General features: G+C 71.1%; 12 protein-coding genes. 2 read left to right on the top strand and 10 right to left on the bottom strand.

What is annotated here, in order from left to right; translation table 11 throughout:
• Positions 1 to 5 precede the first annotated feature (5 nt).
• Together AB0C84_RS27865 and AB0C84_RS27860 are read right to left on the bottom strand one after the other, a co-directional pair.
• Positions 6 to 770: an ABC transporter ATP-binding protein gene (locus tag AB0C84_RS27865; RefSeq protein ID WP_361072102.1), complete on the bottom strand. Its 765-nt coding sequence runs from the start codon at positions 768 to 770 to the stop codon at positions 6 to 8.
• Entirely contained in the window at positions 767 to 1615 is an 849-nt protein-coding gene (locus AB0C84_RS27860; protein ID WP_361072099.1) for an ABC transporter permease, read from the bottom strand. The genes AB0C84_RS27865 and AB0C84_RS27860 overlap by 4 nt, the downstream gene beginning before the upstream one ends.
• Positions 1616 to 2403: 788 nt before the next feature.
• On the opposite strand from AB0C84_RS27860, the gene AB0C84_RS27855 reads away from it, so the two are divergent.
• On the top strand, positions 2404 to 2613 hold the full coding sequence (locus tag AB0C84_RS27855) for a DUF397 domain-containing protein (RefSeq protein WP_179842451.1): 210 nt from the start codon (positions 2404 to 2406) through the stop codon (positions 2611 to 2613).
• Positions 2614 to 2700: 87 nt separating this feature from the next.
• On the opposite strand, the gene AB0C84_RS27850 is transcribed toward AB0C84_RS27855, so the two are convergent.
• The 4 genes from AB0C84_RS27850 to AB0C84_RS27835 all read right to left on the bottom strand — a co-directional run bounded on the left by AB0C84_RS27850 (position 2701) and on the right by AB0C84_RS27835 (position 10640).
• Positions 2701 to 2919 carry a DUF397 domain-containing protein gene (locus AB0C84_RS27850; protein WP_361072096.1) on the bottom strand — a complete coding sequence of 73 codons (219 nt, stop codon included), beginning with the start codon at positions 2917 to 2919 and terminating at the stop codon, positions 2701 to 2703.
• 344 nt (positions 2920 to 3263) lie between these two features.
• Positions 3264 to 7739: an FxSxx-COOH system tetratricopeptide repeat protein gene (gene fxsT / locus AB0C84_RS27845; protein ID WP_361072093.1), complete on the bottom strand. Its 4476-nt coding sequence runs from the start codon at positions 7737 to 7739 to the stop codon at positions 3264 to 3266.
• Positions 7736 to 8893 (bottom strand): MoxR family ATPase, encoded by a 1158-nt coding sequence (locus AB0C84_RS27840; protein ID WP_361072090.1) that lies wholly within the window; start codon positions 8891 to 8893, stop codon positions 7736 to 7738. Before AB0C84_RS27840 ends, fxsT begins: the two co-directional genes overlap by 4 nt.
• Positions 8894 to 9062: 169 nt before the next feature.
• Complete coding sequence (locus AB0C84_RS27835) at positions 9063 to 10640, bottom strand: hypothetical protein (RefSeq protein WP_361072087.1); 1578 nt, start codon at positions 10638 to 10640, stop codon at positions 9063 to 9065.
• 317 nt (positions 10641 to 10957) lie between these two features.
• Here AB0C84_RS27835 and AB0C84_RS27830 point away from each other — a divergent pair, with 317 nt between their 5' ends.
• Positions 10958 to 11872, top strand: a complete 915-nt coding sequence (locus AB0C84_RS27830; RefSeq protein ID WP_361072084.1) for a hypothetical protein — start codon at positions 10958 to 10960, stop codon at positions 11870 to 11872.
• Between the two features lie 31 nt (positions 11873 to 11903).
• Here AB0C84_RS27830 and AB0C84_RS27825 read toward each other — a convergent pair whose 3' ends face one another.
• Genes AB0C84_RS27825 through AB0C84_RS27810 form a run of 4 tightly spaced genes read right to left on the bottom strand, consistent with a single transcriptional unit; the run spans position 11904 to position 15615 of the window.
• A complete protein-coding gene (locus AB0C84_RS27825; RefSeq protein WP_361072081.1) occupies positions 11904 to 13082 on the bottom strand; it encodes a cytochrome P450 in 1179 nt (392 codons plus the stop codon).
• On the bottom strand, positions 13079 to 13783 hold the full coding sequence (locus AB0C84_RS27820) for a TcmI family type II polyketide cyclase (protein WP_361072078.1): 705 nt from the start codon (positions 13781 to 13783) through the stop codon (positions 13079 to 13081). The genes AB0C84_RS27825 and AB0C84_RS27820 overlap by 4 nt, the downstream gene beginning before the upstream one ends.
• A gap of 51 nt (positions 13784 to 13834) precedes the next feature.
• Positions 13835 to 15340 carry a methyltransferase gene (locus tag AB0C84_RS27815; protein WP_361072075.1) on the bottom strand — a complete coding sequence of 502 codons (1506 nt, stop codon included), beginning with the start codon at positions 15338 to 15340 and terminating at the stop codon, positions 13835 to 13837.
• Entirely contained in the window at positions 15337 to 15615 is a 279-nt protein-coding gene (locus AB0C84_RS27810; protein WP_179842458.1) for an acyl carrier protein, read from the bottom strand. Before AB0C84_RS27810 ends, AB0C84_RS27815 begins: the two co-directional genes overlap by 4 nt.
• Positions 15616 to 15625 lie beyond the last annotated feature (10 nt).

Below are 15625 nucleotides of genomic sequence, written 5' to 3'. Positions count from 1 at the left end.
GGCGGTCAGACGGTTGGTCGAGCGGAGCTCGTCGGTTGAATGGCGGTGGGTGGGGGCTGGAGGACGGTCTGGGCGCCGAGCCCGTCGAGCAGGTCGCGCCGCAGCGCGATGAACCTCGGGTCGTCCAGCGACCTCGGCCTCGGGAGGCCGACGGCGTACTCCCGCTCGATCCGGCCGTCCGCGAGCAGGAGCGCGCGGTCGGCGAGCAGCAGCGCCTCCTCGACGTCGTGGGTGACCAGCAGGACCGCCGGCCGGTGCTCGGCCCACAGGTCGGCGACGAGCGCCTGGGCTTTGAGCCGGGTGAGCGCGTCCAGGGCCCCGAACGGCTCGTCGAGCAGAAGCAGGTCGGGCGTCCGCACCAGCGCCCGCGCCAGCGCGACGCGCTGGGACTCGCCGCCCGACAGGGTGAGCGGCCACGCGTCGGCGCGAGCCGTCAGCCCGACCTCCGCCAGGGCCGCCTCGGCCCGCCCGCGCAGGTCGCGTCCCCGCAGGCCGAGGACGACGTTGTCCCACACCCGGCTCCAGGGCAGCAGGCGGTGCTCCTGGTAGACGACGGCCCGCCTGCCGGGGACATCGATCTCGCCGCCGCCTTCGCCGTCCAGCCCGGCCAGCGCGCGCAGCAGCGTGCTCTTCCCGGAGCCGCTCGCCCCGAGCAGGGCGACGAACTCGCCGGGCGCGATGTCGAGGTCGACGCCGTCCAGGACGGCGCGCTCGCCGAACACCCGCCTGAGGCCGCGGACGCGCACGCCGCTCGCAACCGTCGCCGTCATCGCGCCACCAGCCCTCTCCGCCACGCGAGGGCGCGCCGCTCGATGAGCCGCACCAGCAGGTCCGTCGAAACGCCGAGCAGCGCGTACACCACGAGCACCAGGAAGACCGTGTCCATCTGCAGGAACTGGGTGGCCTGGTTGATGACGAAGCCGATGCCGCTGGCCGTCGCGGACTGCTCCACGACGACGAGCGTCAGCCAGGCGACACCGAGCGACAGGCGCAGGCCGACGAGGATCTGCGGGAGCGCGCCGGGCAGGATGACCTTCCGGATGAGGCCGAGACGGCCGAGCCCGCAGGTACGGGCCGACTCCACCAGCCGCTCGTCCACGCCCCGGATGCCGTGGAACACGTTGATGTAGAGCGGGAACACGACGCCGACCGCGATCAGGCCGACCTTGGACGTCTCACCGATCCCGAACCAGATGATGAACAGCGGGACCAGCGCGAGGTGCGGAAGCATCCGGACCGCCTGGACCGGCGCGTCGATGACGTCCTCGCTGATCCTGAACAGCCCGGAGAGCAGTCCGAGGACGAGGCCGGCCGGCAGCCCGACCGCCAGCCCCTTCAGGACCCGCGCCAGCGAGACTCCGAGATTCTGGAACAGCGCGCCCGACGAGGCCATCTCCCAGCCGCGGACGGCGACGTCGCTGAGCGGCGGGGTCGTGCTGCCGAGCCAGCCCGCGCGGGCGCCTGCCTCCCACAGGGCGAGGACGACGACGAGCCCGCTGACCTTGCGGGCCCGGCGCAGCAGGGACAGCAGCACGGCGCCGGAACGGGCGGCGACCGCGGGCCGCGCCGCTTCGGGAATCGCCGAGCGGGGTGGATCGAGCAGACGGGTGGACACGAGGCACCTCCGGAAGAGGGGAACGGAAGGAAGGCGGCAGGGTCCCGGCGCAGAGGGCGGCCGGTGGAAGAGGGGACTCGCCGGTCAGTGGCGTCGGCGCACGAAAAAGTGGCTCAACAGGACGCGCTGCACACGCGAAGGAGGTCGACGTGGCGCCTCGCCACCAGGACCTTCGCTGCGTTCATGCCCACAGCATGCACTCGGCGTCCGCCCCTGTGAAGCCCCAAAGAAGCTGGCTTCACCTGCGAAGACGTCCATCGCCGGGCAAGTTTCCGATAAAACCTACCGTTTCACCTGGGAATATGCCGAAGACGCCTCTCCTCGCCGATCGACTCCACGGTTACGCAGATCACACCGGCGGGAACCCTTGGGCGGACAGACCGCGACAAGCCCTGCACAGACGGTCCGCCCGACGCCCTCCTCCGCTCGGTGCAGGCGGACCAGACTCGTTCCGCATGGACGACCGCCGGCCCGGTGAGCTGACAGCCCGGCCTACGGAAGGCGCCCAACTCCACCCGGACCACCGGGCCTGATCGCGCAGTCGCCGACCCGCGGGCACCCCACCGCGTCGCCTGGGAAATGCGTGCTTTGGTGGCCGATTTTCTTTAAATGCTAGATGTCAGATATAAGCTTTGCCGAATATGGCGATCCCGCATGTCGCGCATTTGGGCCCAGATTAGCGAGGAATACCCGGACCATGCGATAGATTAATTCCCACCATGGGCCGCCGGGGACGGCCTTGCGCACTTCCTGGCGGCGTTGAAACGGTTCACAAGGAGCATCCAGCCATGACTCATACCAATGCGCCCACGCCCGTCTGGAGGAAGAGCAGCCGGAGCAGCGACCCCGACCTCGCGGTATGCGTGGAGGTGGCGTCGATCGGCAGCACCCGCGCGATCCGCGACTCCAAGGACCCCGAAGGTCCGCGACTGTCGCTGTCCATGGACTCCTGGCGGACGTTCATGAACGCGGTGAAGACCGACGCCTTCGAGGCCTGAGCGGACGGAAGCGGAGGCGCGGATCCCGTGGGGGCCGCGCGAGCGGTACCGGTGGCCGCCGCGCCTCCCATCGATGGCGCGGACGCGTCATCGCAGGTCAAAAGCCCCGTTCTTGATCTCGTCCAACATCCCGCGTAAGGCGGCCTTCGGAAGGACGATGGTCGCCCGACAGGGGTCATTGGTGTCCCGGATGGCGGCGTACGAGGCGGAGGCGGCAACAGCGACGCAGTTTCCCCCCTGATCCTCCGAGCCAGACCGCCTGCTCTTGCGCCATGGCACCTTGTCCCAGTTTCCTTGACCGCCCATTACCTCTTCCGTCCTCGGGAGCATCGCGGTGGTTCTCGGTGGGAGAGGACGGCGATGTCCGCGAGCCCGATCCCTCGGCGGCCGGATCGGCTGGATTCCCACGACGCTCACGTGGTCGCCGACAATTACCAGAGATAAACAATCCGTACGGACACACAAATTTGCTCCCCTACTATACGTGGGGAGCATAGTCATGTCCAGATCCGGAAAATTACACCTCAACTGTCATCGGCAGCGTGGCGCCGGATTTATCCTTACCCAACTCAACGGGCATTGAAACAGATCCAAGTCAGGAGCAGGGGACCGGAAGGCTGCCACGTTTCCAGCCCCCGGTCGGTTTAGACTCAGACCGGAATCGGATATATATCGCAGTCCGCGCGGGCTCCCTCTTGCGCGGCCGCGGTGGCCAGATGCTGGGGGCCGTGTACCCTGCGCATGCCGTCGATGGCGCGCTCCGTCAGGCTGCCGGCCTCCTGCTCCTCCTCCAGCGCGCGCAGGTCGAGCCCGAGGTTGAGCATGCATGCCAGCGAGGTGGGGTGCTCCTCCCCGAGGACGCGCTGCGCCCGTTCCAGGGTCTCCCGGTCCCTCTCCATGGCCTCATGGAAATTGCCGACCGCGTAGTGGTCACTGGCCAGATTGATCGCACAGACGATGCTGCGCGGGTGGTCGATGCCGAGGACCCGGGTCAGGACCTCCAGTGCCGCCTCGTCCAGCTTCTTGGCCTCTTCGAGCTGCCCGTTCAGCCGGAGGGCGACCGCGAGGTTGATGTTCGCGCTCGGCGTGTTGGGGTGATCGGGGCCGAACATCCGCAGGAAGTTCTGCGCCGTGATGCGCGCCAGACGAATCGAGTCGCCGAGCCTGCCGACCTGGCGCAGGTTCACCGCGTGGTTCAGCGCGGCGGAGATCGAACCCGGATGGTACTGCCCGTACCGCTCGTTGTAGCGTTCGAGCGCCTCGGTGGAGAGATCGAGCGCGCGCTCGTGGTCTCCTGCCTTGCGCTCCATCACAGAGAGCGCCGTCAGGCTTTCGGCAAGGCCGGCGAAACTGCTGCCGAATGCGGATTCGAGGCGCTGCGCGTTCTGCCGCGTCAGCTCTCTCGCCACGTCGAAGTGGCCCAGCTCCATCTCGTCCACGGCGACCGCCGCCAGGGACGACAGGGTCCGGCCGTGGTGCTCCCCGAAGATGTTGATCAGGTGCCGGTAGGTCTGCCGGTCGAGATCGCACGCCGCCCGGAAGTCACCGTTGAGGCGGAGGCTGATGGCGTAGAGGTGAGCCTGCTGCAGGGTGGTGGGGTCGTCCTCGCCGTACATGCGGCGCAGTGCCTCGAAGGAGCGCCTGTCGTATTCGAGAGCCTGCTGGAACTGCCCCAGGTAGCGCAGGTCGGCCGTCACGAAGCGCTGCGCGTCGATCGTGCGCTCGTCGTCCGCGCCGTGCTCCTCGGCCCGCAGGTCGCGGACCCGGAGATGGTGAACGTACGCCTCCTCGAACCGCCCCTGCAGGCGCATGGCGCGACCGAGGTGCAGCATCGCCTCCTGCACCTGCTCGTTGCCCTCGCCCAGCATCTCCGTCCAGGTCTTGACCGCGGTCTCCGCCAGTTCGAGGAAGCCGCGGTGGTCGCCCCACTGGAAGAGGAAGTCGATCTCGTTGAGGACGAGCCGGCGCGTCCAGGGATCGTCGAAGCCGACGACGCCCGAGTAGTGGACGTGCGGCAGCAGATCGGCGTAGCGCCGCCAGTTCGCCGGCAGCGCCGGGTCGCGCGGGTCGAAGTTGGCCATCAGCTGGTAGCCGCACCGGCGCAGCTCCTCGGCCTCTCCGGGCGGGATCTGCCCGACGAGGACGCGCTGGACCAGGCGGTGCAACATGATCGTGTTGTGCTTGTGGCTGATCCTCGCCAGGGCGTACCGGTTGATCGCACGGATCGCGCGCCCCCGCCTGACCGGGTCCCCCAGGGCCTCGATCAGCTCGGGAGGACCGTCGACGTTGCGCGCGCCGGACAGCATCCGCAGCGAGATCGGCTCCGGCGCGAAGAACGCGCAGACCTGCAGCAGTTGCAGCGCCGCGGGGTCGCTCGTCCGCAGCCGGTCCAGGGAGACGTTCCAGGCCGCGGCGACCGGCAGCTCGTTGGCCACGAGCGCGGCATCGGCCAGCAGCTCGGTCGCCTTCTCGTGCTTCTCCCTGAAGAGCTGGAGGTACTCGTCGACCGGCATGCCGGTCTCGGCGAGCCAGACCCCGGCCTGGGCGATCGCCAACGGAAGGTCGCCGAGCACCTCGGCGAGCTCGTCCGCCTCGGCGTCGGCGAGCTCGGGCCCGCGGAGGCGGAGCAGGGCCTTGCTCTCCTCCCGGGCGAAGACGTCGACCTCCAGGGAGCTGGCGACCTTCGTCCACTCCTGGTTGCGGGAGGTGACGAGGATCTTGCCCGGGCCGTTGGTCGGGAAGAAGTCGCGGACGTCCTGGAGTTCCTCGGCGTTGTCGAAGACCAGCAGCCAGTTGCGGTAGGGGCGGCCGAGGCGCAGCGCCTCGCGGACGGCCGGCACCGCGACGTTGACCTCCTGGCTGACCGGCAGGTCGAGCTCGGCCGCCAGTTCGGCGAGGTCCTGCTGGATCTGGCCGGGCCGCTCCGATCTGATCCACCAGATGACGTCATAATCCGCCATATGGCGGTAAACATATTCAATGGCTATCTGGGATTTACCGACCCCGCCCATTCCATGCAAAGCCTGCGGCAGGACCGCCGTCGTTCCCTCCGAAAGGCGCTCATGGAGTTGCTCCAGCAACTCTTCCCGCCCGGTGAAACTGATGTTCTGTGGAGGTACGTTTCCCCAGACGGGCGGCGGCTCGTCCGCCTTGCGCCCGACTTTCTCCGGGATATCTCGAACTGTCACACCGACTCCAAGGTGGGGGGCCTTGACAATGTCCTCAGGTCTGGTGAGCGCATCGAGAGCGGCGATGTCCAGCGATTGCATGGAGCCAGTCCTTCCCGCATCTCGCACGGCTCTAGCCTGGATTCGTTCATAGAGAGGGTCAATTTTGCCGTGGAGTTCGGCGTCCAGCGCCTTCGCAGGCCTGAGATAGGGCCCGGCCAGCGCCCTGAAAACATGCAGAACGGGAAGGGCGAACGGCACGAGTTCGGCAGTCAATTCTGGCATTTCAGCCCGCTCCGGGGCGGTGACCAGTCCGGCCAGATCGCGGAGCCCGGCGATGCGGTCGCCCAGATGCCGGGCCACCGTCGTCAGCACCCGGGTCGTGTCGGAGCGCCGCCCCCCGGCGAGGAGTTCGTCGCGGACCCCGGGAGCGAAGTCGAAGACGACCTCGTCCCGCGCGTCGGCCCCCGGCCCGGGCTCGGGGCCGACCCGGTGCAGCAGTCCGCTGCCGACCAGTTCGACCAGGTCGGAGGGCCGCGACTCCGGAAGCATGGTGCGCTGGACGAGCCGCATGACCGGGGCGTTCAGGGGCGCCGCGGCCAGGTGCACCGCCAGGGCGTACACGGTCGGGCTGACCGCCGCGCGGAACCGCCGGACGATCTCGGACGCCGACGCCTCCGTGACCGGGAACTCCACGATCTCCGCCGCCTCTACGGCCAGAGGGGGTTCCGCGGGTGCTCCGCAGACGGCGACCGCGCCGTACCAGTCACCGCGGCGCGCCGCCGCGAACCCCGCCCAGCCGGCGAGCTGCCCCGGATCCAGCTCGATCACGGGCACGTGGACGTGCGAACGGTCCGCATGCCGGGACTCGGCGGCCGGGTCGCCGAGGAGGGGCGCGGCGGGGTAGCGCGCTCGGTAGAGGCGGTTGGCGATCGCGGGCCGCGCCGCGTAGAGCTTGGCGGGCCGGGTGGTGAGGCCCGTACGCCGCCACTGGCGCCGGGCGAGCAGATTGATCACCACGATCGGGGCCTGCCGGCCCCACCGGGCCAGCAGTCGCTGGGCGGCGCCCGAGTGCCAGGCGTCTCCGATCCCGTCCGTCAGCACGAAGATGAGCCGCCGGTCGCGGCGTCCCCGGGAGGTGAGGCCCTCGGCCGCGCGCGCGGCGGCCAGCGGGCCCGTCTCGCGCAACGCCAGCGGCCCGCTCTCGCCGGTGTCGGTGTCGAGCAGGTGCGTGCGGATCATCCCGAAGGCGCCGACGGCCCCGAGGCAGTCGATGAACCGGTCGGTCGTCGGCCGGTTGAGCGCGGCCAGGCGCCCGTCGTCGACGACGACGTCGAGATCGAGCCACCGTTCGGGGACGGGACGTGTCTGGGGCAGCCAGAGACCGTCCTCGGCGGCGCGGACCGCCGTCGCCTCGTCGTCCAGTTCCACCTCGCCCCGGCGGGACTCGACCGCCCGTTTGAAAGGGCGGAGCGCCTGTTCGAGGCGGCGCCGGTCGGTCAGGGGCCGTACTCCGGCGAACGGGTCGCTCCGCACGGGGAAGAGGAGGGGAGGGGGCGCGGCGTGCCCGTTCATCCCCGCCCGATGCGGTGCCGGGTCCGGCGGGACTTCGCCTCGGGACGTTCCGAGAGCCGACGCCGGCGGCGTCCCGGCCGCACCGGGCGTCGTCGCCTGCCCTGCACCGGGAGAGGAGTCGCGCGAATCGCCGTCAGGGCCGTCGCCCTCTGGAGGCTCGGCGCGATCGGCGGCGGAGGCGGCACCGTTCGCGGACCGCCGCTGCTCCGCCTGGGGTGCGCGCGCCGCGGCGGGATCGCCCTCGCGGCCCGCCGCGAGGGCGGCGGCGTTCATCTGCGCGGCCAGCCAGATGGCGTCGGAGACCTGGTGCCAAAGGGGAGGACCGGCCGGGGCGTCGGGACGTCCCGCGCCTCGCGCCGCTGGGTCTCCGGTCCGCTCGCTCACTCAGGCGCCACTTCCAACCGCTGCCAGATGAGATCCAGGAGGCGTTCCCAGCCGGTGTCGGGGTCGCTTGCACCGGAGGTGGCGAGGTAGACGGCGTTGAGCAACTGGTCCGCGGCGAGCCCGCGGTGGCTGCTGCGGTGCTCCAGGAAACTGCGGACCAGCCGCCGGGTGCGCTCGTCGGACCTCTCGGCGAAGTGCGCCGCCACCATGTCGGCGAGCCGTGTCTCGTCGGGCTCTCCCATCGAGAACTGCAGGCACCGGCGCAGGAAGGCGGGCGGGAACTCCCGCTCGCCGTTGCTGGTGATCACCACGATGGGGAACGCCCGGCACCGGACTCTGCCCCGCACGATCTCTGCCGTGCCGTCAGGATCGGCGGTGTGGACCTTCACCGCGGGTTCGCGGGCGCTGACGCGGAAGAGCTCGGTGATCCCGTATTCGCCCTCCTCCAGGACGTCGAGAAGGTCGTTCGGCAGATCAATGTCGCTTTTGTCGAGTTCATCGACGAGCAGCACCCGCGGGAGCTCATAGGGCAGCAGCGCGGTACCCAGCGGGCCGAGCCGGAGGTAGTGCCCCACTCCGGCGTCGGTCAGCGCGGCGACATCCGGATCGCCCTCGGCCGGCGCCTCCGGTAACTCCCCGGCCTGGCGCGCGAGCGTCCTGCGGCCGGTCGCGGCGTCCTGCGCCCGTCCGATCGCGTCGTACTCGTAGAGGCCGTCGCGCAACGTGCTCCGGCTGCCGATGGGCCAGCGCAGCACCCGGCCGAGGCCCAGCTCGCGGGTGATCCGGTAGGCGAGGGTCGACTTCCCGACGCCCGGGTCTCCGGTGACCAGAAGCGGCCGCCGCAGGAACAGCGCCGCGTTGACGGCGTCGACCTCCGCGGGGTCGGCCAGGCGCGGCCGCGCGCTGACGGGGCCGAGCCTGCGGACGAGGTCACGCTCGTCGCCGGGCGGAGGCGGGAGGGCCGGTCCGCCGTCGAAGGCGCGCCACGGGGGCGGCGGGGGCAGTTCCTCGGCGAACCGCCCCTCCGGCAGGGGGCGTCCGGTGCCGCGATAGATCCACCATGCGGCGCGGGCGTCCGGGGCGGCGTCCCCCGCGCCGGCGGGCATGGGCGCGTCACGAGGGTAAGGGACCTCGGGCGGCTCGTCAGCGGCCATCGACGATGTCCCCTTCTGGTGTGACTATGGGTTGCTGCGATGGATGGTCGAACTCGGGCAGAACCGGTGAGGGCCACCTTAGATCGAGCATCCCCTTCGGGGCGGCCGTTCGCAAGAGCTTGTTGGGCCACGGCGTTGTGACCCTTAATCAGTCACGTCGCGTCAACCGTCACATCCGGGAAGCAGGGGCCCGAAGTGCACTGGAATCGTCCAGGAAGTGATTCGGGTCATCCCATAGGAGGGTTAGTTCCAGAGCGGAGCCATCATTATGGTCATCGGACGGCGCGTTTCCCCGGAGCCGTCTGATGTCGGTCGGCAGGGTCCTGATGTCGGGACGATCGACGACCTGCCGCACCGCCTCCCGCATTTCCGGGGCGGGCGGATCCGCCCTGTGCCAGAGCACCACGGGCACCCCGGCCCGCAGCGCCTTCCAGAGTTCGCTGCGGCCGGGCTCGCGATCGGGCGGACCGCTCAGCACGCACGCGACGATCTCGCGGCGGCTCAGCAGCCGGTCGCCCATCGGACGCGGATGCGCGGGCTCCCCCGGGGCGGCCCAGTAGGTGAGCCCGTCGACGGCGTCGACGAGCACCTGCCAGCGCTGGCGCCATGCACGGTGGAAGCCGAACGCGCGCAGCCGCTCCTGGCTCCGGACGAGGATCTCGTACTCCGCGCCGAGCGGCGGGGGATCCGGCATCTCCAGGGCGTCGCGCGTCCACTGGTCCACATCGAGATTGATCATGTCGAGCGGCAGCACGAACTCCAGCACCAGCGAGTCGTCGAGCTCGTAGGCCCAGCCGCGCTCGGCCTCGTGGATCAGGGCGCCGACGCGCTCGCGCACCGAACTCATGGTGACGACCTCGTCCTCTCCCGGCTCGGGGCGCCACTCGAGCGGATGTATCTGCCGCCAGTGCGACAGCCGGAACACGACCTCGTCCTCGACGAGATCCGGGAGCGGTTCGAGCTGGATGATGAGGTAGATGGGCTTGTCGGCGCGCGTCGAGAGCACCCCGGAACGGTCGCGCATGCGGTCGAGGTAATCGGCCTGGGCGACGTCGCCCGCGCCGCGCAACTGCTCGGTCTGCCGGGCGAGCCAATCACGCAGCCTTTTGAGCCGCCACGCCTCCTCGGTCCCCGCACTTCCGGCCGTCTGCCTTGTCTGCATGGTCTGCAGCAGCATCGCGACGAAAATGAGGTGCGGCGAGGGTTTCCCGGGCGCCGTGTTGTGGTCGAGGAGCGCCGAGAACGCGTCCCAGGCGTCGGTGAGCCTGAACGGCACGGTGGCGATGCCGTTTCCGGTGGCGGCCACGTAAAGGCGGGTGAGGGAGGGGATCCGCAGACCGGTGAGCAGATCCTCGATCTGGGTCTCGACGACCGGCTCCAGGTGGGCGCGGACCGGGCTCAGCATGCGCTTCAGGTGGGCCACGGCCGCCGTCGGGCCGGCCACGAACTCGATCGCGCGGATCAGCAGCTGGAGCCCGTCGGGTATTTCCCGGCAGGCGAGCACGAGGTGGTAGAGGTAATACCTCGGCTGCGGCAGATCCGGCAGCAGCACCGGTGCGCGCACGTGCTCGCTGATGTAATGCAGGACGATGGAGCGGGCGGTGGCCTCCCGCATATCCGGTATGTCCAAGAGCAGCGCGACGATGTCGGCGGTGGTCTGCTCAGCGAGGACCTGCTCCTGCGCGTGCCCCAGCGACAGCGAGGCCGACGGCACCAGGGCGGGCCACCTCGACTCCTCGTCGGCCATGCGCCGTCACCGCCTCCCCGCCCCCGTCCGTTCCGCCAGTCAATGTAGGCCGCGACCGCCCGGTCGTTCTGCGTCGCCGGACACAATGGGATTTACCACATCGCCGCAAGAGGCGCCCATTCGCCGGAGCGGCCGGCCGGAACCCTACTTGCCGGAGTGTGCACCATGCGTGCACCCTTGGGGGCAATCCAATCGTTCAAGGGGCATCAGAGGTCATGCGGAACGGCTCCGGCGAAGCGGGGACAGGCTGGACCCCGACCGGTCATTGCACGCTCTTCGTCTGCGACATCATCAGTTTCGGCAAACGCCCTGACCACGTGCAAAGCCATCTGCGAACCGTCTTATACGAGGCCCTCCGGAGCTGTTTCGAGGCGTCGGGCATCCCCCTCGAAGGCTGTTACCAGGAGGACCGCGGCGACGGTGTCATCGTCGTGCTGCCGCCGTCCTACGACCCGTCCCGCCTCGCCCATCCGCTGCCCGACCACCTGCGCGGCGCCCTGCGCCGGCACAACGAACTGGCCGCCGAACACGCCCGGATGCGGCTGCGGATCGCGCTGCACAGCGGGCCGCTCGAATCGGACGCCAAGGGGATCGTCGGCACCTCCGTCAACCACGTCAACCGGCTCCTGGACGCGCCGTCCTTCAAGGAGGCGCTCGCCGCGGTGCCGGCCGACCTGGGGGTGCTGGCGTCCGAAGAGTTCTACCGCGAGGTGATCCGGGAGGGCCGCGGCGCCATCGACCCCACGGAGTTCCGGCCGATCGACGTGCGCCTCAAGGAGACCGAGACCACCGCCTGGCTCAGCGTCCGCACCCCGCGACCGCCGGAGGCCGCGGAGGACGCCGCCGGCGCGCCCGCCCGGGTGGGGCCGCTTCCGGCCAGCGGGACCGTGCCGCCTGCCCCCGGCCTCGGCGCGCACACCACGCCGGACCAGGCGGACGCCACCGCTCTGCCCGCCCTCTTCGAGATCGTCGAGCGGCTCATGGACATCCCGCTGCTGACGACGGCCGAGGGCCGCCAGCAGATCCTGGACGCCCTGCGCAAAGAGATCGCGATCCGGGTGCCGCGCCGCGCGCAGCCCCATCTGGACGTCCATTCGATCGTCCGGACGTGCCTGGAGTTCCCCGGCGGGCTCCAGGAGTTCCTCGCGCTGGTCCACGCCTACGCCGGTGAGTCGTCGCAGGTCCAAGCGCTGGACGACACGGTCGCGAGGCTGACCGGGCGGGCCCCCTGAGGTCGGCCGCGCGAGCCTTCTCCGCCGAAGGTCACCAGGTCACGGGCAGCTCCAGGGGGCCGTGGAAGAGGGAGTCCGCCCGCCACTGGACGGCCTCCGGGGGCACCGCCAGGCGCAGGTCGGGGAAGCGCCGCACCAGGGCGGCGAGAGCCGTCCGCATCTCGGTCCTGGCGAGCTGGGCGCCGATGCAGAAGTGGGGGCCGTGGCCGAACGTCAGGTGCTTGTTGTCGGTGCGGCCGAGGTCCGTCACCTCCGGATCGGGGAACAGTACCGGGTCGTGGTTGGCCGCGAGCGCCGACACCGCGACCGTGCTGCCGGCGGGGATCGGCACCCCGCCGATCTCCACGTCCCGGAGGGCCAGGCGCGGGGTGCCGACCGGCACCGACGGCACCGTCCGCAGCAGCTCCTCCACCGCCGGGGCCACCAGCTCCGGATCGCGGTGCAGCGCGGCGTACAGCTCTGGGCGCGCCAGCAGGGCGTACACGCATCGGGCGAGCTGGTTCATCGTGGGCCCGTGCCCGGCGATCAGGAGCGTGATCGCGAGCCTGACCAGCTCCGCCTCGGTGATCCGCTCCCCTCGGTCGGACATCGTCAGCAGTTCGCTGACCAGGTCGCCGGCCGGTTCGGCGCGTCTGGCCGCGACCAGGTCGACGAAGTAGCGCTGGATCGCGGCCCGGGCCTGGTCGATCTCCTCCGGGGAGGGGCCGCGCAGCGCCATGATCGTCTCGGCCCAGCCGCGGAAGGAGTCGCGGTCCTCCCGCCGCACGCCGAGCAGCTCGCAGATGTCGGTGAGCGGCAGCGGCGCGCACAGCGCGTGGACCAGGTCGGCGGGCGGCCCGCCCGCGGCCATCTCGTCCAGTAGTCCGTCGACGACCTGCGCGATGCCCGCCCGCATGGCCTCGACGCGGCGGCGGTTGAACGCCTGGGCGACCGCCCTCCGGAGCCGGGTGTGCTCCGGCGGGTCCATCTCGAACAGGACCCTGCTGGAGCCGACCGGCTCCCGCGGCTGCGCGGGCGCGCGGGGCAGGAACGTCGCGGCGCTGCTGAAGGCCGGGTCGCACAGCACATGCTGCGCCTCGGCCGCCCGGGTCACCACGTACCCGACGTCGCCCGACAGCATCCGCACGCGGGCGGCCGGGCCGGGCGTGCGTATGTCGTTGATCGGCGGCGGCCGGTCGCCGGCCTCCTCCCGACCGGTCGGCTCGTTCATCGCTCCTCCCGTCCGGTCCCGGACGCCCCGGGTGCCTGGTCGTCCTCGGCCTGGCCCGCGTGGTAGGCGCTGATGCGCGTGCGGGTCGCGCGGACCTTGGCGTCCAGGCCGCGGAGCGCGGCGGCGAGGGCCCGGTGCTCCGGGGAGGCGAGGAAGCCCTCGTGGGCGTCCTCGTCGGTCCAGTCGCTGATCAGGTGGTAGGTGCCGGGGTCGGCGAGGTCACGCGAGAGCGACTGGGCGACGTGCCCGGGGTGGCGGGCGGCGACGGCCGCCATCTGGCACCAGGTCCGCTCGAACTCCGTGCCGCGCGCCTCGTCCACGCTGATCTCCAGCAGCAGCCGGTACGTCGCCTGCGGCCGGTCGTCGGACCAGTGGTAGAACTCCTCGGCCTGCGCCTGGCGCATGGCCGGACGGTCCCTGTCGTACGGGACGAGCAGCGTGGCGAGCCTGGCGTTGATGTCGAGGAACCCGGGGTCGTCGCCGGCGGCGTACAGGGCCTTCTCGAAGGAGGCGTCCCCCTCGACCAGGTGGATGTACAGGTCGTGGAAGGTCAGCAGCGTGCGGCGCGTGACGCCGATGCGGCGGGGCAGGTCGGTGCGGTCGTGCTCGCGGAACACCGCCGCGACGGCGTCCCGGTCACCGGGCGCGATCTTCCGGATCATGACCGCCCGGTGGGTCGGGGGCGGGGCCTGGGGAAGCATGCTCGTCCTCCTTGACATCGGGATCGGCGGGCCCGGGTCACCGGCGCCCGGTCACGCGGCCTCCATGGGGCGGCATTCCAGAACGGTCCAGTGCCCCTCCCGGGGGCGGCCGACCAGCGCGAAACCGCACCGCGCGAGCAGCCGCCGCCACTCCCCCGGCGTCCGCTCCCGGCCGCCGAACAGCACGAGCATGTCGAGGTCGAGGAACTTGGCGTGGTCCCAACGGTTCCCCTCCGCCACAACGTGCTCGACGATGAACAGCCGCGCGTCGCGGCGCTCTCCGATCGCCTCGCGGACGGCGGTCAGCAGCTCGGCGGCCCGCTCGTCCGGCCAGTTGTGCAGGACGGCCTTGAGCACGTAGGCGTCGCAGTCGTCCGGCAGCGGGTCGGTGAGGAAGTCGCCGGCGATGCGGGTGACGCGCTCGGCGACCCCCTCGGCGTCGAGCACCTCAGCCGCGGCCTTGACGGCGGACGGACGTTCGAACAGCACGCCCGCCGCGTCCGGGGCACGCCGCAGCGCCGCCGCGAGGAAGTGGCCCTGCCCGCCGCCGATGTCGGCGATCCGGCCGAACCGCTCGGGCCCGACGACGTCCAGGTGCCGATCGGTCTCCCAGCGGCCCAGCGTGGTCATGGTGTGGTCGAAGCGGTCGCCGTCCTCGGGGTTCTCCTCGAAGTAGCGCCAGATGTCGGTGCCCAGCGTCGGGACCGTCGCCGGCTCGCCGGTGCGGATGCTGTGCGCCAGCGCGCCGAACGGCTTCGTCACGAACGGCCGTGCGCTGTGCAGGACCAGAGGCAGCAGGCTGTAGGGGTCGTCGGCGCGGAGGGCGTCGCCCACCGGGGTGCCGGCGAACCGCCCGTCCGGCCGTTCCTCCAGAATCCCGACGGAGGCGGCGCAGCGCAGCAGGCGGTAGAGCGCGTCCGGCACGGCGCCGGTGGCCTCGGCCAGCTCGGTGACGGAGCGCGGCCCGGACGCGGTCAGATCCGCCACGCCCAGTTCGGCCAGGGTGCTCACCACCGCGGCCAGCCGCATCCCGCACGTCAGGTACAGCAGGCGCCGCGCGTGGAGGTCGCCGGGCCCGTACCCGTCGGGGCCGTCATCGCCGGAGGCCTTGCGCGCGCGTTCCTCCAGGACCGCCTTGATGTGCGCCATCTGCTCGACGGTGCCGCGGTTGATGCGGTCGCGCATCGCGCCCTCGCCGATCGGAGAGTCCGGCTTCATCGCGAACTCCTGCGTCCACCGCATCAGCACGCCCGCCGCCTGCTCGCGGTACTCCCAGCAGATGTTCATGAACGCGAACGGCCCGGTCTCCACCCGGTGGGCGCGGACGGTGCGGGTCTCGGGGTCGGGGACGCGCCGCGACACCCACGACCAGACGTTGCCCTGCTCGTCCGGGTGGGTGGTGAGCCGGAACACCACCGAGGGGCCGTCCCTCTCGACGATCTCCACTGCGGCGTACTCGGTGAACAGGTCCGGCCACCCGGCCACGTCGTTGGTGTGCTCCCACACCAGCTCCATGGGCGCGTCCACCAGGATCTGGTTGTCGGTGCGCGCGGTCATCGCCGGGCCTCCCCGTCCCCGGCCGCGGCCTGATTGAGGCAGCGGAGCATCTCGGCGGGGGTCGCGAGGTCGAACAGCCGGTCCTCGTCGAGTTCCAGGCCGAAGCGCTCGGCCATCCGCGCGGAGACCTCCATCATCGCGACGGAGTCGTAGCCGAGGTCGGTGAACGCGCGGTCGGCGATGTCGCCGCCGAGATCGACGCCGTCGTCCTCGCCCGCGCACGCGCGCAGGACGGTCACCAGATCGGTCAGGGTTATCGGTCCGTCTTGGGCCATGTCAGCTCCA

Origin of the sequence: Actinomadura sp. NPDC048955 (assembly GCF_040649435.1) — a bacterium.
Taxonomy (GTDB): Bacteria; Actinomycetota; Actinomycetes; order Streptosporangiales; family Streptosporangiaceae; genus Spirillospora; species Spirillospora luteofluorescens.
The sequence above is the reverse complement of the archived record's forward strand: the minus strand, read 5'-3'. Positions and strand labels throughout refer to the sequence as shown.